The sequence below is a fragment of the Pseudomonas sp. H2_A10 genome (assembly GCF_054680085.1).
The window spans coordinates 5,265,619-5,285,205 of record NZ_CP162821.1 but is presented as its reverse complement, the minus strand read 5'-3'; the positions used below and the strand labels follow the sequence as shown (position 1 = coordinate 5,285,205).

The following is a 19,587-nucleotide window of genomic DNA, read 5'->3' as shown; positions in this document are numbered from 1 at the left end:
GAGGGGCACGCCCCTCCCACACATTGAACTCAGCCGGCCTTGCGCTCTGCGTGCGGCACCGGACACGCCTCATCCAGAAACTTCACCACTGTGCCCATGCACGCCTGGCGTTCTTCCACATGGGGCATGTGGCTGGAGTCTTCAAACAGCGCCCAGCGCACATCCGCAATTTCATCCAGGAACGGCTTGACCACCAGCGGTGTAGCCTCGTCATGCCGACCGGAAATCACCAGGGTTGGTACCTTGATCGCCGACAGGCGGCCAATGGATTTCCAATCCTTCAAACTGCCGATCACATGGAACTCGGTCGGGCCGCTCATCGCGTGGTACACCGTGGGGTCCGAGTCGACCTGGGCGAAAGTGCGCGCCACCTCTTCCGGCCACGGATTGACGCGGCACACATGCTGGTCATAGAACACTCGCGAGGCGGCGAGGTATTCCGGGTCCTGGTAGGTGCCGGCGGCTTCATGCTTGAGCAGGGTTTCATGCACGCCTTCTGGCAACAATTTGCGCAGGCGGTTGGCTTCGCTGACCCAGGTGCGCATACAGGTCGGTGAGTTGGCCGGGATAAACGCGCGCAGCCCCTTAGGTTGCAGAATCGCGTGTTCACTGCCGAGCATGCCGCCCCAGGACTGGCCGAGGATCGCGTAGTTGTCGCTGATTTGCAGATGATCCAGCAAGTTGTCCAGTTCTTTGAGGAACAGGTCGACGGTCCAGAAAGACGCGGCTTCATCGGGTAGGTGCGTGGAGCGGCCATTGCCCAGTTGGTCGTAGTGGATCACGGCGTGGCCGCTGGCGGCGACATCCTTGAAGGCGTCGACGTAATCATGGGTGCAACCGGGGCCGCCGTGGATGATGACCAACGGCGTGCGGCCGCTGGCCAGGTCGCCGGTGACGCGGTACCAGGTCTGGTAGGCGCCGAACGTTGCATACCCTTCGCGGATCTTTTCGATGAACTCCATTTCGTACCCTGCTCTGAAGAAAACGATCAGGGGCACGATAATCCGCCGGCAACATTTAAGTAACTAGCAAAACAGCTAGGTTTTGCCGAGGAGTCAGTCGTCGAGCAGGCGGTAATGGGTGGCGCGAACCACAGCCTGTACGCGGTTTTTGGCGCCCAGTTTGTGCATCGCCGAGGCCAGGTGCAGGGTGACCACGGCCAGTGACCGGCTCAACTGCGTGGCGATTTCAGCGGCGGTGAGGCCTTCGGCCGCCCATTTCAGGCATTCGCGTTCTCGTTTGGTCAGGTGGATATGTGGGTAGGTGCGCAGTTCCTTGCTGAATAACGGGTAGGCCGCTTCCTGCAAGGCGTGGGAAATCAGGCTGAAATCCGACAACGTGTGCTGCGCCTCTTGCAGCACGGTCTGGGCCTTGCCGGTGCGCAGGCCGGTCAACGAGGCAAAACCGCCGCGGGGCAGGTGGATGGGCACACTCACGCCGCAGGTCAGTTGCTGGTCGTGCAGGTAGGTTGAAACTGGCGCGTGGCAGGGGTCGATGATCTTCTGCAGCGGGGTATCGGCCTTGGCTTCGTAGGACCACACAAACGGTGACACCGTGCTCAGGGCCAGATGCTGCACCGGGTCTATCTGGTAAAAACCTTCGCTGCACCACAAGGTGTGCCAGCCTGGCGGTGTATTGCGCAGTTCCAGCACCGAGGGGGTGATCAATGCACCATCCTGATCGATCGGCACCGGGGTGTAGTCATACACCAAGGCATCGAAACCCAACTGCTGGGCGAGGATAAAAGCGTTGTCCATCTGCTCGTCCAGGCTCCTGCCCGGCATCAGACGATTATTGACGGCAGTTAGCTTGGCCAGCATCCGTTCTGCTCCCGAATTCATTTGAATCTCGACTTCCTGCAAGTAGAATGCCACGCCCCGGCGAAGGACAGCCAGGCCAAACCTATAAGAAATACTAGGTTATGGACGCACGGCATCCTCGGTAGTGTTGGCGTGGTAAACGGCCACTACCCACCAGGCCGATAACACAAGGAATGTATGCATGTGGCGTGAAATTGCCCCCGACCAGCGGTACACCGTGCAAGTCGACGGCCACAACCTCGCGGTCTACAGCTTTGGCGAAGGCGATGAGGTGCTCTTGTGCCTCAACGGCGGGCCGGGCTTGCCGTGTGACTACTTGCGCGACGCCCATGGCTGGCTCAAGGACCATAACCTGCGAGTGGTTGCATTCGATCAGCTTGGCACGGGCGCATCAGCCAGACCGACCGATGTTTCCCTGTGGGAAATCCGCCGTTATGTCGAAGAAGTCGAAACCGTGCGCCAGGCCCTTGGTCTGGGCCGCGTGCATTTGCTTGGGCATTCATGGGGTGGCTGGTTGGGCATCGAATACGCCATTTATTACCCCGCCGCACTCAAAAGCCTGATCCTCGAGAACACCGTCGGCGACATTCCGCACCTGTCCCAGGAGCTCGAACGCCTGCGCGGCGCGCTGGGCAGCGAAACCGTGGCCATGATGCAACGCCACGAAGCCATGGGTACCCTCGACCACCCGCAGTATCAGGCCGCAATCACCTTGCTCAACTACCGCCACGTGTGCCGCCTGGATGAGTGGCCCGAGCCGGTCAAACGCTCCCTCGGCGACTGGAACATGGGGCCGTACGAAACCATGCAGGGCCCCAACGAGTTTCTCTACGTCGGCAACCTCAAGGACTGGAACCGCCTCAAGGAGATGGCCGATTTCACCATGCCCATACTGATCACCACCGGCCAGCACGACGAACTCACCCCCGCCTGCGCCATGCGCATGAAAATGGCCGCCAGACACGCCCAATTGCACGTCTTTCCCAACAGCAGCCATATGCCGTTTTATGAAGAACCCCAGGCGTATTTCCCGGTGCTGCTCGACTTTCTCGCTCGTCATCGAGGCTGACCGATGAACCTGGCGCGCTACCGTTTTGTGCTGTCCCGGCCGCTGCAATTGCTGCCGGTGCTGTTTGGCATCAGCCTGATCACCTTTGTGCTGGTGCGCTCGATCCCCGGCGATCCGGCGCGCGCCTTGCTCGGTTCACGCAGCACGCCGGATGCCTTGCTGAAAATCCGCGCCCAGTACGGCCTTGATCAGCCGTTGTGGCTGCAATATTTCTACTTCCTGAAGAACCTGCTCAAGGGCGACCTCGGGCAATCGCTGCTGTACAAGGTCGACGCCTTGAAACTGATCGTCACCCGCATCGAACCGACCTTGGTGCTGGTGCTCGGCAGTGTCCTGCTGGCACTGCTGATTGCGCTGCCATTGGCGACGTTGGCCGCGCGCAACCAAGGCCGCTGGGCGGATAACCTGATCCGCGTGTTCACCACCGTTGGCCTGGGCATGCCGGCCTTTTGGCTGGGCTTGATGCTGATTCTGCTGCTCAGTGTCCAATGGGGGCTGTTCCCTGTGTCGGGCTACGGGCGCACCTGGCTGGACAAGGCGCACCACATGGTGTTGCCGTGCCTGACTATCGCGCTGGCGCTGTCGGCGGTGCTGGTACGCAACCTGCGGGCGGGCATGTTGATGGAGTTGCAGGCCGATCACGTCACTGCGGCCAGGGCGCGCGGGTTGTCGGAGGCAGCGGTGTTTCGCCGGCATGTGTTGCCCAACTCCCTGGTGCCGGCGGTCAACCTGCTGGCGGTGAATATCGGCTGGCTGATCAGCGGCACGGTGGTGATTGAAAGCCTGTTTGCCATTCCCGGTATTGGCCAGCTATTGGTCCGCGGCATCTTTACCCGCGATTACATGGTGGTGCAGGGCGTGGCCATGGTGCTGACCTGCGCGACGGTGGTGGTCAACTTCCTCGCGGACGTGGCGACCGTGACCCTCGACCCGCGGGTGAATATGCGATGAGCAGCCGCCCACTGATTGCCCCTTGGCGCTTGCGTCTGCGTTTTGGTTTTCGCAATGGTCGGCTGACGGCGGCGTGGGGGCTGTCGATCCTGCTGGCGTGGTTTGGCCTCGCGCTGTTTGCGCCGTGGATTGCGCCGTATGACCCGATTGCGCAGAACACCGATATCAGTTTGCTCGGCCCTCACCTGGCCCATCCATTCGGCACCGATAACTACGGCCGAGACATTCTGTCGCGGGTGATCTGGGGCGCGCGCATCGACCTGCAACTGGCGATTATCGGGGTGATCTTCCCGTTCATGATCGGCACCTTTATCGGCGCGGTGTCGGGCTATATCGGCGGGCGTTTCGACAGCCTCTGCATGCGTGTGATCGATGTGGTCCTGGCGTTCCCGTTCCTGGTGCTGATGCTGGCGATCATGGCCATCCTCGGCCCGGGCTTGAAGAGTTTCTATATCGCCATGGCGCTGGTGGGATGGGTCTCGTATGCACGGCTGATCCGTTCGCAGATCCTGGTGCTCAAGGAAAGCGACTTCGCCCTGGCCGCCAAGAGCCTGGGTTTTGGCCATGGGCGCATCCTGTTCCGGCACTTGCTGCCCAATGCCCTGTTTGGCTCGATTGTGTTTTCCATGTCGGATGCGGTGTTGGTGCTGCTGAATGGCGCGGCCGTGAGTTATCTGGGCCTCGGCGTGCAGCCGCCCACCGCCGAGTGGGGCACCATGGTCGCCGAAGGGCAGGCGTTTATTACCACTGCGTGGTGGATCTGCACTTTTCCGGGGCTGGCCATCGTGACCCTGGCCATGGGCTTCAGCCTGCTGGCCGATGGCGTGGCGCAAGTGTTGGGGGAGCGCTCATGAGCCTGTTACAGGTGCGCGACCTGAGTGTGATCGCCAACAATGCCGGGCGCGATGTGACCCTGGTCGACCGCGTGTCGTTTGACCTGGCCGAAGGCGAAATCCTTGGTTTGGTGGGCGAGAGCGGCTCGGGCAAGACCATGGCCTGTCGTGGCCTGATGCGCCTGCTGCCGTCGCCCGGTTTGCGGGTACAAGGCGCGGCGGTGCGCCTGGCCGGCCAGGACCTTCTGCAATTGGACGAGGCCGGCATGCGCGCGGTGCGTGGCGGGCAACTGGGCATGATTTTCCAGAACCCCAGCAGCCACCTGGACCCGCTGATGCGCATCGGCGAACAAATCGCCGAAGGTATTCGCCTGCATCAAGGCGCGTCGAAAAAAGACGCACGCCTGGCGGCCATCGACGTGCTGCGCCAAGTGGGCATTCCCGACCCCCAGGCGCGGGTCGACAACTACCCTCACGAGTTTTCCGGCGGCATGCGCCAACGCGCAATGATCGCAGTGGCCCTGGGCTGCAAGCCGAAGGTATTGATCGCCGACGAGCCGACCACGGCGCTTGATGTGACCGTGCAGGCGCAAATCCTGCGGTTGTTGCTGGCGCTGCGTGACCGGCACGGGTTGTCGATCATCATGATCACCCACGACCTCGGCGTGGTGGCGCAAACCTGTGATTCCATCGCGGTGATGTACGCCGGGCGCCTGTGCGAGCACGGCAGCAAGTACGACGTACTGGCGCATCCGCAACATCCCTACACCGCTGGCCTGATCGACTGCCAGCCGGCCCACAGCAGCGGCCACGCCCTGTTGCGCACCATCGCCGGCCAACCGCCCTTGCTCGATGCATTACCCGCCGGCTGCCGCTTCAATCCGCGCTGCCCGCAGGTCGGCGCCTTGTGTACCGAACGCTTGCCTGAAGGCGTGCGGGTGGCTTGTCACTATCCGTTGGGAGCGCGCCCATGAGCCTGTTGCAGATCAAGGACCTGGAGGTACGTTTTGCCGCGTCCGGCACTGGCCTGTTGGGCCTGAACAAACAGTGGGTGAGGGCGGTGAACGGGGTTTCGTTGAACCTCGCCGCAGGCCAAACCCTCGGCTTGGTGGGCGAGTCCGGCAGCGGCAAAAGCACCCTCGGCCGCGCGATTTTGCACCTCAACCCGATCAGCGCCGGGCAGGTGCTGTTCGACGGGGTCGACATGGCCCATGGCAGCGCGATCGACATCACGCGCCTGCGCCAGGAAACGGCAATGATCTTCCAGGACCCCTACGCCGCGCTGAACCCGCGCCATACCATTGGCGAAACCATCGCCGAAGTTTTGCGCGTGCAGCGCAAAGTGACCGCAGAGCACATTCCCGCCCGCGTCAATGAACTGCTGGAGTTGGTGGGGCTGCGCCCTGAGTTGGCCGGCCGCAAACCCGGCTCCCTCAGCGGCGGGCAATGCCAGCGCGTCGGTATCGCCCGGGCCCTGGCGGTAGAACCCCGCCTGATCATCGCCGATGAGTGCGTGGCGGCGCTGGATGTGTCGATCCAGGGCCAGATCATCAACCTGCTGTTGGAACTGCAACAGCGTATGAACCTGGCGATCCTGTTCATCGCCCATGACCTGGCCATTGTGCGGCGCCTGTGCGACCGCGTGGCGGTGATGTACCTGGGCAAGATCGTCGAGGAAGGCCCGGTGGAGGCGGTGTTCACCACACCGCGTCATCCGTACACGGCGGCGTTGATCCAGGCGATTCCGCAGATCGATCCGCATCGGCCATTGCCTGCCGAGCCCTTGCCGGGCGAGCCGCCCAGCCCACTGAACTTACCCACCGGTTGTGCCTTTCACCCGCGTTGCGGCTATGCGCGCGCCATGTGTTCCGTGGTGTTGCCGCCGACCCATTTTCTGCACGAGCATCGGTACAGTTGCGTGCTTGAAGAGCCATTGACCCTTTCTGCCGTCCATAAACAAGGAGTTATGACATGCAATCGCGCCACTTGAAGTTGCTCGCCGCCGCCACGCTGACCGCTTGGTCCCTCACTGCCGGCCTGGCCCAGGCCGCTGGCGTTTTGACCATCGGCTGCCGTGAAGACAGCACCACGTTTGACCCGATCAAAAGCGCGCAGAACCGCGATACCTGGGTGTTCGCCAACGTCTACGACACCCTGGTCCGCGTGGATAACCTGGGCACCAAGATGGTGCCGGGCCTGGCGCAAAGCTGGGAGATTTCCAAGGACGGCCTGACCTACACCTTCAAACTGCGCGACGCGAAGTTCTCCGACGGCACCTCGATCACTGCTGATGACGCGGCATTCAGCCTGTTGCGCATCCGCGATAACAAAGCCTCGCTGTGGGCAGACCCTTTCAACCTGATCGATACGGCCAAGGCCGCAGACGCGAAAACCCTGGTGGTGACCCTCAAGACCCCGGCGGTCGCCTTTCTCTCGCAATTGGCGTCGCCGACCGTGTCGATCCTGTCGGAAAAAGCCATGACCAAAATGGGCGAAGACGCCTACTCGGAAAACCCGGTGACCTCCGGGGCGTTTACCGTGGATGAGTGGCGCAAGGGCGATCGGGTAATCCTCAAGAAAAACCCGAACTTCTGGCAGGTCACGAACGTCAGCCTCGACGGCGTGGAATGGGTCTCGGTGACCGATGACAACACGCGCATGCGCATGGTGCAGAACAACGAACTCGACACGGCGATCTTCGTACCGTTCTCGCGGGTTGACGAATTGAAGAAAGACAAGAACGTGGTGATCCATGCCGACCCGTCCACCCGTGAAGATCACCTGCTGATCAACCACGCCCACGGCCTGCTGGCCAAACCCGAAGTGCGTCAGGCGCTGGACATGGCCATCGACAAACAATCGCTGGTCAAGACCGCCACTTATGGTCAAGGCACCGTGGCCTATTCCTACATTCCCAAAGGCTCGCTGTACCACTACGCCAACAACCTGCAACGCCCATACGACCCGGCCGAGGCCAAGAAATTGCTGGCCGCTGCCGGCGCCGAGGGTTTGAAGCTGAACTACGTGGTCAACGCCGGCAACGAAGCCGACGAGCAGATTGCGGTGATCATCAAGGATCAGCTGGCCAAGGTCGGCGTCACCGCCAACCTGCAAAAGGTCGACCCAACCCAAAGCTGGCAGATGCTGGTGGACGGTGAATACGATATTTCGGTGATGTACTGGACCAACGACATCCTCGACCCGGACCAGAAAACCACCTTCGTGCTGGGTCACGACACCAACCAGAACTACATGACCCGCTACAAGAACGACAAGGTCAAGGACCTGGTCGCGGCAGCGCGCATCGAGGCCGACCCGGTCAAGCGCGAGCAGATGTATGTGGAGTTGCAGAAACTGGCCAAACAGGATGTGAACTGGATCGATCTGTACTACAGCCCGTACATCAATATCTCACGCAAGAATGTGAGTCACTTCCTGCAGAACCCGCTCGGCCGTTTCACGCTTGAAGAAGTGGTAAAAAACTAGGAAGCACCGCTGTAAAAAAATGTGAGAGGGGGCTTGCTCCCGATAGCAGGGTGTCAGTCACCGCATCTGTGACTGGCTCACCGCTATCGAGAGCAAGCCCCCTCCCACCTGTTGTTCCGGTGGTGTCAGGGTTTACTGCGCATCAAACGCCTGCCCATTGATGCCGGTACTGTCCGGCCCCATCAGGTAAAGGTATACCGGCATGATCTCTTGCGGTGCCGGCCTTTCCATCGGGTTTTCTCCCGGATACGCCTGGGCCCGCATGCTGGTGCGCGTACCGCCTGGGTTGATGCTGTTGGCGCGCACCGCCGCCACGTCCTCAAGCTCGTCGGCCAGGGTTTGCATCAAGCCTTCAGTGGCAAACTTCGACACACCGTAAGCCCCCCAATACGCACGGCCCTTGCGCCCGACGCTGCTGGAGGTGAACACCACCGACGCATCCTGGGACAACTTGAGCAGCGGCAGCAAAGTGCTGGTGAGCATGAACATCGCGTTGACGTTGATGTGCATCACCCGCATGAAATTCTCACCAGACAACTGCTCGATCGGCGTACGCGGGCCAATGATCGAGGCGTTGTGCAACAGGCCATCGAGGCGGCCGAATTCTTTTTCGATCATCGCCGCCAGCTCATCGTACTGATGGGGCAGGGCGGTCTCCAGGTTGAACGGGATGACCACCGGTTGCGGGTGGCCCGCCGCTTCGATTTCGTCATACACCTGCGCCAGGTTGGCTTCGGTCTTGCCCAGCAACAGCACGGTGGCACCATGAGCGGCATAGGTTTTCGCCGCTGCCGCGCCAATCCCGCGACCGGCGCCGGTCACCAGGATGACCCGGCCTTTGAGCAGTTCTGGGGGGGCAGAATAATCAAACATAAATAGCCTCGAATTTGAAAACACTGAAGATCCCCTGTGGGAGGAGGCAAGCCCCTTCCCACATTTTTTAATCTTCATCGGTCATTAGCGTGTGGGCGCTATCAGCAACTGCACAGCGCGTTGTCCAGCACCTTGCGCAGTTCCAGCGGGTGGTCCACCACCACATCCGCGCCCCAATGACGCGGATTGTCGTCCGGGTGGATATAGCCGTAGGTGACCGCCGCCGTGCGGGTGCCGGCGTCACGGCCGGATTCGATATCGCGCAGGTCATCGCCCACGAACAGCACGCTGGCCGGGTCGAGGCCGAGCATTTTGCACGCGAGAATCATCGGCTCCGGGTCCGGCTTGCTGTTTTTAACGTGGTCCGGACAGATCAGCACGGCCGAACGCTCGGCCAGGCCCAATTGCTGCATGATCGGTTCGGCGAAGCGCACGGGTTTGTTGGTGACCACGCCCCAGATCAGGTGGGCCTTTTCGATGTCTTCCAGCAGCTCGGCCATGCCGTCGAACAAGCGGCTGTGAACCGCGCAGCCCTTCAGGTAGCGCTCCAGAAATTCCAGGCGCAGTTCCTCGAAACCTGGCGACTCCGGGTCCATCGAGAAGGTCACGGCGACCATCGCACGGGCGCCACCGGAAATTTCATCGCGGATGTGTTCGGGGTTGATCGGCGCCAGGCCACGGTCGGCGCGCATGGCCTGGCAGATGGCGATAAAGTCCGGCGCGGTGTCCAGCAGCGTACCGTCCATGTCGAAGAGAACCGCTCGCAACTTCACAGGCTTACTCCTCGCGCAGGGTCTGGATCATGTAGTTGACGTCGACGTCGCTGGCCAGCTTGTAGTGCTTGGTCAGCGGGTTGTAGGTCAGGCCGATGATGTCCTTGACGGTCAGGCCGGCCTGGCGGCTCCAGGCGCCGAGTTCGGACGGGCGGATAAATTTCTTGAAGTCATGGGTGCCGCGCGGCAGCAGCTTCATGATGTATTCGGCGCCGATGATCGCGAACAGGTAGGCCTTGGGGTTGCGGTTGATGGTGGAGAAGAACACCTGGCCGCCGGGCTTGACCATACGGAAACAGGCGCGGATCACCGAAGACGGGTCCGGTACGTGTTCGAGCATCTCGAGGCACGTCACCACGTCGAACTGCTCGGGCATTTCCTCGGCCAGGGCTTCGGCGGTGATCTGGCGATATTCCACGCTCACGCCGGATTCCAGTTGGTGCAGTTGGGCCACGGCCAGAGGCGCTTCGCCCATGTCGATGCCCATCACCGTGGCACCGCGCTGGGCCATGGCTTCGCTCAGGATGCCGCCGCCGCACCCGACATCCAGGACCTTCTTGCCGGCCAGGTTGACGCGCTCGTCGATCCAGTTGACCCGCAGTGGGTTGATGTCGTGCAGGGGCTTGAATTCGCTTTCACGGTCCCACCAGCGGTGAGCCAGGGCTTCGAATTTGGCGATTTCGGCGTGGTCGACGTTGCTCATGGTGGTTCCTCTGAAGCTGATAATCGGTTTGTCGGCGTTGAACGCGGGTTCAACGCCGACGTTATTCGCGGTGGCCGCTGATGCGTTGGCCCCAGGCAATGGCCGTGGCGGTCAACTGTTGTTCATCCATGCGGGTCAGTTGCCGGTCGTCGAGCAACTGCTTGCCGGCGACCCAAAGGTGTTTCACGCAATCGCGTCCGGTGGCGTAGATAAGCTGTGAGACCGGATCGTAGATCGGTTGTTGCGCCAGCCCCGACAGGTCGAACGCGACAATGTCCGCGGCCTTGCCGATTTCCAGCGAGCCAATCTGGCTTTCCAGGCCCAGGGCGCGGGCACCGTTGAGCGTGGCCATGCGCAGGGCGCGGTGGGCGTCCAGGGCGGTGGCCGACCCGGCGACGGCCTTGGCCAGCATCGCCGCCGTGCGGGTTTCGCCCAGCAGGTCCAGGTCATTATTGCTGGCGGCGCCGTCGGTGCCGATGGCCACATTGACCCCAGCCTGCCACAGACGCTCCACCGGGCAGAAGCCGCTGGCCAGTTTGAGGTTCGATTCCGGGCAATGGATGACACTGGTGTTGCTTTCTACCAGTAAAGCCAGGTCGTCTTCGCTGATTTGGGTCATGTGAACGGCCTGGAAACGTGGGCCCAACAGGCCGAGGCGGCTCAGGCGCGCCAGTGGCCGCTCGCCGGTGCTCTCGATCGCTTGCTGCACTTCAACGGCGGTTTCATGCACATGCATGTGGATTGCGGCGTCGAGTTCTTCGGCGATGACCCGGATCTTTTCCAGGTTGTCGTCGCACACGGTGTAGGGCGCGTGTGGGCCGAAGGTAATCTTGATGCGGGGATGATGCTTGAGGTCGCTGAACAGCTCGATGCCCTGGCGAATCGCCTCATCGGCACTGCTGGCGCCGGGAATCGGGAAATCGAGGATCGGAATGGCAATTTGCGCGCGCATGCCGCTGTTGTGCACGCAGTCACTGGCGACCTTGGGGTAGAAGTACATGTCGCTGAAGCAGGTGATGCCGCCCTTGAGTTGCTCGGCAATGGCCAGATCGGTGCCGTCACGCACGAAGGCTTCATCGACCCATTTGGCTTCGGCGGGCCAGATGTGTTTTTCCAGCCAGGTCATCAGTGGCAGGTCGTCGGCCAGCCCGCGAAACAGGCTCATTGCGGCATGCCCGTGAGCGTTGATCAAGCCGGGGCTGAGGAGCATGCCCGGTAGCTCGCGCACTTCGGTGGCCGCCAGTTTCAGCGCCGCCGCGCGTGGCCCGATGAATGCAATGCGCCCATCTCGAATGCCCAGGCCATGCTCCTTGAGCACCACGCCGGCGGGTTCGACCGGTACCAGCCAGGTTGGCAGCAACAGCAAGTCGAGCGGGGCGGCAGTGGCGGTCATCGCAGGCTTCTTCCTGGGCAGCTATATAAAGAAGGGCGAAGTATACCCGAGCGTCCTGGCTGGCGGATCGCTATAATCGGCGGCTTTTGTTCATGAGTGCGGAGTAAGGGATGCGCGATCGACTGTTGGCTGCGGAGAAAGTGAAGGCCATCGATTGGCGCGACGGCACGCTGTACCTGCTCGATCAGCGCGCCTTGCCGTCCCGGGAAAGCTGGGTGGCCTGCTCCACGGCTGACGAAGTGGCTGCAGCCATTCGTTCGATGGTCGTGCGTGGTGCGCCGGCCATTGGGATCAGCGCGGCTTATGGCCTGGTGCTTGCCGCCCGTGAACGCATCGCAGAGGGCGGTGACTGGCAGGCTGCGTGGGAAGAAGACTACGCACTCCTGGCCGATAGCCGTCCGACGGCATCCAACCTGTTCTGGGCCCTCAAGCGCATGCGCGACCGCCTGGACCGCATCACAAAACACGCCGACCCGCTGGCGCTGCTCGAAGCCGAAGCGATTGCGATCCACCAAACCGACCGCGAAGCCAACCTGACCATGGCTCAACTTGGCGTTGAGCTGATCCGCAAGCACCAGGGCAATGCCCAGGCGATCCTCACTCACGGCAATGCCGGCGCCTTGGCCTGCGGTGGCGTGGGCACGGCTCTGGGGGTGATCCGCGCCGCGTTCCTGGAAGGCATGGTCGAGCAGGTTTACGCCAACGAAACCCGGCCGTGGTTGCAAGGTTCACGGCTGACCGCCTGGGAGCTGGTGGGAGAGGGTATCCCAGTCATGATCAATGCCGACTCGGCCGGTGCGCATATTCTCAAGTCCAAGGGCGTGACCTGGGTGATCGTCGGCGCGGATTGCATCGCGGCCAATGGCGACGTCATCAGCAAGATCGGCACGTATCAACTGGCCGTGTGTGCGATGCACCACGGTGTGCGCTTTATGGTGGTGGCCGCGAGTTCGACCCTCGACTTGATGATGGCGACCGGCGATGACGTTGCCCTTGAAGAGCGTGATGCGGGCGAGCTGCTGGAAGTGGCCGGCCAGCGTTTCGCTGCCGATGTGAGCGCCTACAACCCGGTGTTTGACGTGACCCCCGCCGACCTCATTGACGTGATCGTGACCGAAAAAGGCATCGTTGAACGGCCCGACACTGCCAAGCTGGCCCAACTGATGTGCCGTAAACGCCTGCATTGAGGGCCGTGGTGTCTGTGAAATGACTATCGGGAGCAAGCTCCCTCCCACATTTTGACTGTGTTCACCCTTCAAGTGTGGGAGGGGCTTGCCCCCGATTGGCCCTTAAAGTCAATAAAACTCCCGGATCCACCCTCAAAAAACAGCACCACCCCACCTCTGAGCCTCTCTCGTCCCCCTCAAGCCTGTCATCCGTCAACTTACTATGCTCCATGCGCATCAGGGGGATAGGTGCGTGGCGGCGATTGTGATAACATCCGGCGGTTTCCAGGGCTGCCCCAAGGGGTGGCCTATAACGCGCAGATCCGTGTCATAACTCGTTGATTTGTCGTAAGTCGTTGCCAGGCACTCTGTCGGCAGCGGCGAGCTTCGTTCGTCCCATATGGATGTGACGAGGTTTCACCCGAAAAAGGAATCAGGCTTCTCATGGGCGAACTGGCCAAAGAAATCCTCCCGGTCAATATCGAAGACGAGCTGAAACAGTCCTACCTCGACTACGCGATGAGCGTAATTGTCGGTCGGGCACTGCCTGATGCGCGCGATGGCTTGAAGCCCGTGCACCGGCGTGTGCTGTTCGCGATGAGCGAGCTGGGTAACGACTGGAACAAGCCGTACAAGAAATCTGCCCGTGTTGTCGGTGACGTGATCGGTAAGTATCACCCTCACGGCGACACTGCGGTGTACGACACCATCGTTCGGATGGCCCAGCCGTTTTCCCTGCGCTACCTGCTGGTAGACGGCCAGGGTAACTTCGGTTCGGTCGACGGCGACAACGCCGCGGCCATGCGATACACCGAAGTGCGCATGACCAAGCTGGCGCACGAGCTGCTGGCCGACCTGCATAAAGAAACCGTGGACTGGGTGCCGAACTACGACGGCACCGAAATGATCCCGGCTGTAATGCCCACCAAGATCCCCAACCTGCTGGTCAACGGTTCCAGCGGTATCGCCGTGGGCATGGCCACCAACATCCCGCCGCACAACCTCGGTGAAGTCATCGACGGTTGCCTGGCCCTCATCGACAACCCCGAGCTGACCGTCGATGAGCTGATGCAGTACATCCCGGGGCCGGACTTCCCGACCGCCGCGATCATCAACGGTCGCGCCGGCATCATCGAAGCCTACCGCACCGGCCGTGGCCGCATTTACATGCGCGCCCGCTCGATCATCGAAGACATCGACAAGGTCGGTGGTCGCCAGCAGATCGTCATCACCGAACTGCCGTACCAGTTGAACAAGGCGCGCCTGATCGAGAAGATCGCCGAGCTGGTTAAAGAGAAGAAGCTCGAAGGCATCACCGAGCTGCGCGACGAGTCCGACAAAGACGGTATGCGCGTGGTGATCGAGCTGCGTCGTGGCGAAGTGCCGGAGGTGATCCTCAACAACCTCTACGCCCAGACCCAGCTGCAAAGCGTGTTTGGTATCAACGTCGTCGCGCTGATCGACGGTCGCCCGCGCATCCTGAACCTCAAGGATCTGCTGGAAGCCTTCGTGCGTCACCGTCGCGAAGTGGTCACCCGCCGTACCGTGTTCGAACTGCGCAAGGCTCGCGAACGCGGCCACATCCTGGAAGGCCAGGCGGTTGCGCTGTCGAACATCGACCCGGTGATCGCCCTGATCAAAGCTTCGCCGACGCCGTCGGAAGCCAAGGAAGCGCTGATCAAGATGCCATGGGAATCCAGCGCCGTAGTGGCGATGGTTGAACGTGCCGGCGCCGATTCCTGCCGTCCGGAGACCCTGGATCCGCAATACGGCCTGCGTGACGGCAAGTACTTCCTGTCGCCGGAACAGGCCCAGGCCATCCTGGAACTGCGTCTGCACCGCTTGACCGGCCTGGAACACGAGAAACTGCTGGCCGAGTACCAGGAGATTCTCAACCAGATCGGCGAGCTGATCCGCATCCTCAACAGCGCCGTGCGCCTGATGGAAGTGATCCGCGAAGAACTGGAAGTGATCCGCGCCGAATACGGCGACGTGCGCCGCACCGAAATCCTCGATGCGCGCCTCGACCTGACCCTGGGTGACATGATCCCGGAAGAAGAGCGCGTGGTGACCATCTCCCACGGTGGCTACGCCAAGACCCAGCCGCTGGCCGCGTACCAGGCTCAGCGTCGTGGTGGTAAGGGTAAATCGGCTACTGGCGTGAAGGATGAGGACTACATCGCTCACCTGCTGGTCGCCAACAGCCACACCACGCTGCTGCTGTTCTCCAGCAAGGGCAAGGTGTACTGGCTCAAGACCTACGAAATCCCGGAGGCCTCCCGTGCCGCCCGTGGTCGTCCGTTGGTCAACCTGCTGCCGCTGGACAGCGATGAATACATCACCACCATGCTGCCGGTCGAGGAGTACACCGAAGGTCACTTCATCTTCATGGCGACCGCCAAAGGCACCGTGAAGAAGACCCCGCTGGAGTCCTTCAGCCGCCAGCGCAGCGTGGGCTTGATCGCCCTGGAGCTGGATGAAGGCGACGTGCTGATCTCCGCAGCCATCACTGACGGCGAGCGCGAAGTCATGCTGTTCTCCGACGGCGGCAAAGTCACGCGCTTCAAGGAATCCGACGTTCGCGCCATGGGCCGTACTGCCCGCGGTGTGCGTGGCATGCGCCTGCCGGAAGGGCAGAAGCTGATTTCGATGCTGATTCCGGAAGAAGGCAGCCAGATCCTCACCGCTTCGGCGCGCGGTTATGGCAAGCGCACCGCTATCAGCGAGTTCCCGGAGTACAAGCGTGGCGGCCAGGGCGTTATCGCCATGGTCAGCAACGACCGCAACGGTCGTCTGGTCGGCGCGGTGCAGGTGCTCGATGGCGAGGAGATCATGCTGATTTCCGACCAGGGCACCCTCGTACGTACTCGTGTGGCCGAAGTGTCGAGCCTGGGCCGTAACACCCAGGGCGTGACGCTGATCAAGCTGGCTAGCGACGAAACACTGGTAGGCCTGGAGCGCGTCCAGGAACCATCGGAAGTCGAAGGCGAAGAGCTGGAAGGGGACGCGTTTGAAGGCGAGGTGATCGCAGCAGGCGATGACAACGTCGACGAGCCGACCCTCGACGCTGCCGCAGACGAAGAAGAACCGCAGGAATAAGCGGGCACACAGGGGGGCGGATGAAGATTCGCCCCCTTGTTGTTTGTCCCTTATGAAAGTATTGAATACCCGTTTATTGCACCACCCCACCAGATCAGAGTGAGATTGGATGTGAGCAAGAGAGCCTATAACTTCTGTGCCGGTCCCGCGGCGCTTCCTGAAGCAGTCCTGCAGCGTGCGCAGGGTGAACTCCTCGACTGGCATGGAAAAGGCCTCTCCGTGATGGAAATGAGCCATCGCAGCGATGAGTTCGTGTCCATTGCCACCAAGGCCGAGCAGGATCTGCGCGACTTGCTGGACATCCCATCGAACTACAAAGTGCTGTTCCTGCAAGGCGGCGCCAGCCAGCAGTTCGCGCAAATCCCGCTGAATCTGTTGCCGGAAGGCGGCACCGCCGACTATATCGACACCGGTATCTGGGGCCAGAAGGCCATCGAAGAAGCTTCGCGCTACGGGCATGTCAACGTGGCAGGCACCGCCAAGCCCTACGACTACTTCGCCATTCCCGGTCAGAACGAGTGGAAGCTATCGAAGGACGCGGCCTACGTGCACTACGTTGCGAACGAAACCATCGGTGGCCTGGAGTTCGACTGGGTGCCGCAAGTGGGGGACGTGCCGCTGGTGTGCGACATGTCCTCGGACATCCTTTCGCGCCCGATCGACGTCTCCAAGTACGGCATGATCTATGCCGGCGCCCAGAAGAACATCGGCCCTAGCGGCATCCTGGTCAATATCATCCGCGAAGACCTGCTGGGCCGCGCGCGCTCGCTGTGCCCGACCATGCTCAACTACAAGGTCGCGGCCGATAACGGCTCGATGTACAACACGCCGCCGGCGTTCGCCTGGTACCTGTCGGGCCTGGTGTTCGAATGGCTCAAGGAGCAGGGCGGCGTGGCGGCCATGGGCAAGCTCAACGAAGAGAAAAAGCGCGTCCTGTACGACTTTATCGACGCCAGCGGCCTGTACAGCAACCCGATCAACCTCACCGACCGCTCATGGATGAACGTACCGTTCCGCCTGGCGGACGACCGCCTGGACAAGCCGTTCCTGGCCGGCGCCGACGAGCGCGGCCTGCTGAACCTCAAGGGCCACCGCTCGGTGGGCGGCATGCGTGCCTCCATCTATAACGCCGTCGACATTCACGCGATCAACGCGCTGGTTGCCTACATGGCAGAGTTCGAAAAGGAACACGGCTAATGTCTGAACAAGAGCTCAAGGCCCTGCGCGTGCGCATTGACAGCCTGGACGAGAAAGTCCTGGAACTGATCAGTGAGCGCGCGCGCTGCGCCCAGGAAGTGGCGCGGGTGAAGATGGCGTCCCTGGCGGAAGGTGAGGTGCCGGTGTTCTACCGTCCCGAGCGTGAAGCCCAGGTACTCAAGCGGGTGATGGAGCGCAACAAGGGGCCGTTGGGCAACGAAGAAATGGCGCGGTTGTTCCGTGAAATCATGTCTTCGTGCCTGGCCCTGGAACAGCCGCTCAAGGTCGCCTACCTCGGGCCCGAGGGCACATTCACCCAGGCGGCGGCCATGAAGCACTTCGGCCACGCGGTGATCAGCAAGCCGATGGCAGCCATCGACGAAGTGTTCCGTGAAGTGGCGGCCGGCGCGGTGAATTTTGGCGTAGTGCCGGTGGAAAACTCCACCGAAGGCGCGGTCAACCACACGCTGGACAGCCTCCTCGAGCACGACATGGTGATCTGTGGCGAAGTCGAGTTGCGTATCCACCATCACTTGTTGGTGGGGGAGAACACCAAGACCGACAGCATCAGTCGTATCTATTCCCATGCCCAATCCCTGGCTCAGTGCCGCAAGTGGCTGGACGCCCATTATCCGAATGTCGAGCGGGTGGCGGTGTCCAGCAATGCCGAAGCGGCCAAGCGGGTCAAGGGTGAGTGGAATTCGGCGGCGATCGCCGGTGATATGGCGGCGGGCCTTTACGGGCTGACGCGCCTGGCCGAGAAAATCGAGGACCGCCCGGACAACTCCACGCGTTTCCTGATGATCGGCAGCCAGGAAGTGCCGCCGACCGGCGATGACAAGACGTCGATCATTGTCTCCATGAGCAACAAGCCCGGCGCGTTGCATGAGTTGCTGGTGCCATTCCACGACAACGGGATTGACCTGACACGCATCGAGACGCGGCCTTCGCGCAGCGGTAAATGGACCTACGTGTTCTTTATTGATTTCATCGGCCATCACCGCGACCCGCTGGTCAAGGGCGTGCTGGAGAAAATAAGTCAGGAAGCCGTGGCGCTCAAGGTGCTCGGTTCTTACCCGAAAGCGGTTTTGTGAGGCGTTAACATGAGTGGCAACTTCCTCGCCCTGGCTCAGCCGGGCGTGCAACAACTGTCGCCTTACGTACCGGGCAAGCCTGTGGACGAGCTGGCGCGTGAGTTGAACCTGGATCCTTCAAAGATCGTCAAGCTAGCCAGCAATGAGAACCCGCTCGGCCCGAGCCCCAAGGTGTTGGTGGCGATTCGTGAAGAGCTGGCCGAGCTGACCCGCTACCCGGACGGCAATGGTTTTGCTCTTAAATCGCTGCTGGCGCAAAAGTGTCGTGTCGAGCTGAACCAGGTGACCCTGGGTAACGGCTCCAACGACATCCTCGAGCTGGTCGGCCGTGCCTACCTGGCGCCGGGCCTGAATGCGGTGTTCAGCGAGCACGCGTTTGCGGTTTATCCGATCGTCACCCAGGCCGTTGGCGCTCAAGCCCGCGTGATTCCTGCCAAAGACTGGGGCCACGATCTGCCCGCGATGCTGGCGGCCATCGATGCCCAGACGCGCGTAGTGTTTATCGCCAACCCGAACAACCCGACCGGTACCTGGTTTGATGCAGCGGCGCTGAATGAATTCCTGCAAGACGTGCCGGAGCATGTGCTGGTGGTGCTGGATGAGGCCTACATCGAGTACGCCGAAGGCAGCGACCTGCCGGATGGGCTGGACTTCCTGGCGGCCTACCCGAACCTGCTGGTGTCGCGCACCTTCTCCAAGGCCTATGGCCTGGCGTCGTTGCGCGTTGGTTATGGTTTGTCCACGGCGGTGGTGGCTGATGTGCTGAACCGCGTGCGCCAACCGTTCAACGTCAACAGCCTGGCCCTGACGGCGGCGTGTGAGGCGTTGAAAGATGCCGAGTACCTGGCAGAAGGTCGACGCATTAATGAAAGCGGCATGTTGCAGTTGCAGGATGGCTTCCGTGATTTGGGCCTGGGCTGGATTCCGTCCAAGGGCAACTTCATTTGCGTCGACCTCGGCCAGGTGGCGGCCCCGGTGTTCCAGGGGCTGTTGCGTGAAGGCGTGATCGTGCGTCCGGTGGCCAACTACGGTATGCCGAACCACCTGCGCATCACCATCGGTTTGCCGGCTGAAAACAGCCGCTTCCTGGAGGCGCTGGCCAAGGTTCTGGCTCGTGGTTGATGTCACTG

General features: G+C 61.6%; 17 protein-coding genes. 11 read left to right on the top strand and 6 right to left on the bottom strand.

The features are described from left to right. Nucleotides 1–29 precede the first annotated feature (29 nt). Both AB4O23_RS24540 and AB4O23_RS24535 read right to left on the bottom strand, forming a co-directional pair. Nucleotides 30–962: a proline iminopeptidase-family hydrolase gene (locus AB4O23_RS24540; protein ID WP_065877021.1), complete on the bottom strand. Its 933-nt coding sequence runs from the start codon at nt 960–962 to the stop codon at nt 30–32. Between the two features lie 93 nt (nt 963–1,055). Then, complete coding sequence (locus tag AB4O23_RS24535) at nt 1,056–1,820, bottom strand: LuxR family transcriptional regulator (RefSeq protein WP_017526610.1); 765 nt, start codon at nt 1,818–1,820, stop codon at nt 1,056–1,058. 181 nt (nt 1,821–2,001) lie between these two features. Between AB4O23_RS24535 and AB4O23_RS24530 the strand changes: the two genes are divergently transcribed. Genes AB4O23_RS24530 through AB4O23_RS24505 form a run of 6 tightly spaced genes read left to right on the top strand, consistent with a single transcriptional unit; the run spans nt 2,002 to nt 8,159 of the window. Beyond that, a complete protein-coding gene (locus AB4O23_RS24530; protein ID WP_017526609.1) occupies nt 2,002–2,889 on the top strand; it encodes a proline iminopeptidase-family hydrolase in 888 nt (295 codons plus the stop codon). Nucleotides 2,890–2,892: 3 nt separating this feature from the next. Continuing rightward, nucleotides 2,893–3,840, top strand: coding sequence for an ABC transporter permease (locus tag AB4O23_RS24525; RefSeq protein WP_460061003.1), 948 nt, complete (start codon nt 2,893–2,895; stop codon nt 3,838–3,840). Continuing rightward, a complete protein-coding gene (locus AB4O23_RS24520) occupies nt 3,837–4,694 on the top strand; it encodes an ABC transporter permease (RefSeq protein ID WP_017526607.1) in 858 nt (285 codons plus the stop codon). Before AB4O23_RS24525 ends, AB4O23_RS24520 begins: the two co-directional genes overlap by 4 nt. Then, nucleotides 4,691–5,647, top strand: coding sequence for an ABC transporter ATP-binding protein (locus AB4O23_RS24515; RefSeq protein ID WP_068931591.1), 957 nt, complete (start codon nt 4,691–4,693; stop codon nt 5,645–5,647). Before AB4O23_RS24520 ends, AB4O23_RS24515 begins: the two co-directional genes overlap by 4 nt. After that, on the top strand, nt 5,644–6,663 hold the full coding sequence (locus AB4O23_RS24510) for an ABC transporter ATP-binding protein (RefSeq protein WP_065877019.1): 1,020 nt from the start codon (nt 5,644–5,646) through the stop codon (nt 6,661–6,663). The genes AB4O23_RS24515 and AB4O23_RS24510 overlap by 4 nt, the downstream gene beginning before the upstream one ends. After that, on the top strand, nt 6,645–8,159 hold the full coding sequence (locus AB4O23_RS24505) for an ABC transporter substrate-binding protein (protein ID WP_460060998.1): 1,515 nt from the start codon (nt 6,645–6,647) through the stop codon (nt 8,157–8,159). The genes AB4O23_RS24510 and AB4O23_RS24505 overlap by 19 nt, the downstream gene beginning before the upstream one ends. Nucleotides 8,160–8,291: 132 nt before the next feature. Here AB4O23_RS24505 and AB4O23_RS24500 read toward each other — a convergent pair whose 3' ends face one another. The 4 genes from AB4O23_RS24500 to AB4O23_RS24485 all read right to left on the bottom strand — a co-directional run bounded on the left by AB4O23_RS24500 (nt 8,292) and on the right by AB4O23_RS24485 (nt 11,901). Next, nucleotides 8,292–9,032, bottom strand: a complete 741-nt coding sequence (locus AB4O23_RS24500) for a YciK family oxidoreductase (RefSeq protein WP_068933590.1) — start codon at nt 9,030–9,032, stop codon at nt 8,292–8,294. Between the two features lie 101 nt (nt 9,033–9,133). Further along, on the bottom strand, nt 9,134–9,805 hold the full coding sequence (mupP, locus tag AB4O23_RS24495; RefSeq protein ID WP_137219856.1) for an N-acetylmuramic acid 6-phosphate phosphatase MupP: 672 nt from the start codon (nt 9,803–9,805) through the stop codon (nt 9,134–9,136). Nucleotides 9,806–9,809: 4 nt separating this feature from the next. Continuing rightward, nucleotides 9,810–10,508, bottom strand: a complete 699-nt coding sequence (gene ubiG, locus AB4O23_RS24490; RefSeq protein ID WP_003172645.1) for a bifunctional 2-polyprenyl-6-hydroxyphenol methylase/3-demethylubiquinol 3-O-methyltransferase UbiG — start codon at nt 10,506–10,508, stop codon at nt 9,810–9,812. Nucleotides 10,509–10,569: 61 nt separating this feature from the next. Then, entirely contained in the window at nt 10,570–11,901 is a 1,332-nt protein-coding gene (locus tag AB4O23_RS24485) for a TRZ/ATZ family hydrolase (RefSeq protein WP_065877016.1), read from the bottom strand. A 110-nt stretch (nt 11,902–12,011) separates the two neighbouring features. On the opposite strand from AB4O23_RS24485, the gene mtnA reads away from it, so the two are divergent. The 5 genes from mtnA to hisC all read left to right on the top strand — a co-directional run bounded on the left by mtnA (nt 12,012) and on the right by hisC (nt 19,579). Next, nucleotides 12,012–13,088: an S-methyl-5-thioribose-1-phosphate isomerase gene (mtnA, locus tag AB4O23_RS24480; protein ID WP_017526602.1), complete on the top strand. Its 1,077-nt coding sequence runs from the start codon at nt 12,012–12,014 to the stop codon at nt 13,086–13,088. Between the two features lie 423 nt (nt 13,089–13,511). After that, entirely contained in the window at nt 13,512–16,166 is a 2,655-nt protein-coding gene (gene gyrA, locus AB4O23_RS24475; RefSeq protein ID WP_065877014.1) for a DNA gyrase subunit A, read from the top strand. Nucleotides 16,167–16,277: 111 nt separating this feature from the next. Continuing rightward, on the top strand, nt 16,278–17,363 hold the full coding sequence (gene serC, locus AB4O23_RS24470; protein ID WP_017526600.1) for a 3-phosphoserine/phosphohydroxythreonine transaminase: 1,086 nt from the start codon (nt 16,278–16,280) through the stop codon (nt 17,361–17,363). Further along, the gene (gene pheA, locus AB4O23_RS24465; RefSeq protein ID WP_065877013.1) at nt 17,363–18,457 is read left to right on the top strand and encodes a prephenate dehydratase; all 1,095 of its coding nucleotides are present in this window, start codon (nt 17,363–17,365) and stop codon (nt 18,455–18,457) included. Before serC ends, pheA begins: the two co-directional genes overlap by 1 nt. A gap of 9 nt (nt 18,458–18,466) precedes the next feature. Further along, nucleotides 18,467–19,579: a histidinol-phosphate transaminase gene (gene hisC / locus AB4O23_RS24460; RefSeq protein WP_065877012.1), complete on the top strand. Its 1,113-nt coding sequence runs from the start codon at nt 18,467–18,469 to the stop codon at nt 19,577–19,579. Nucleotides 19,580–19,587: the final 8 nt, after the last annotated feature.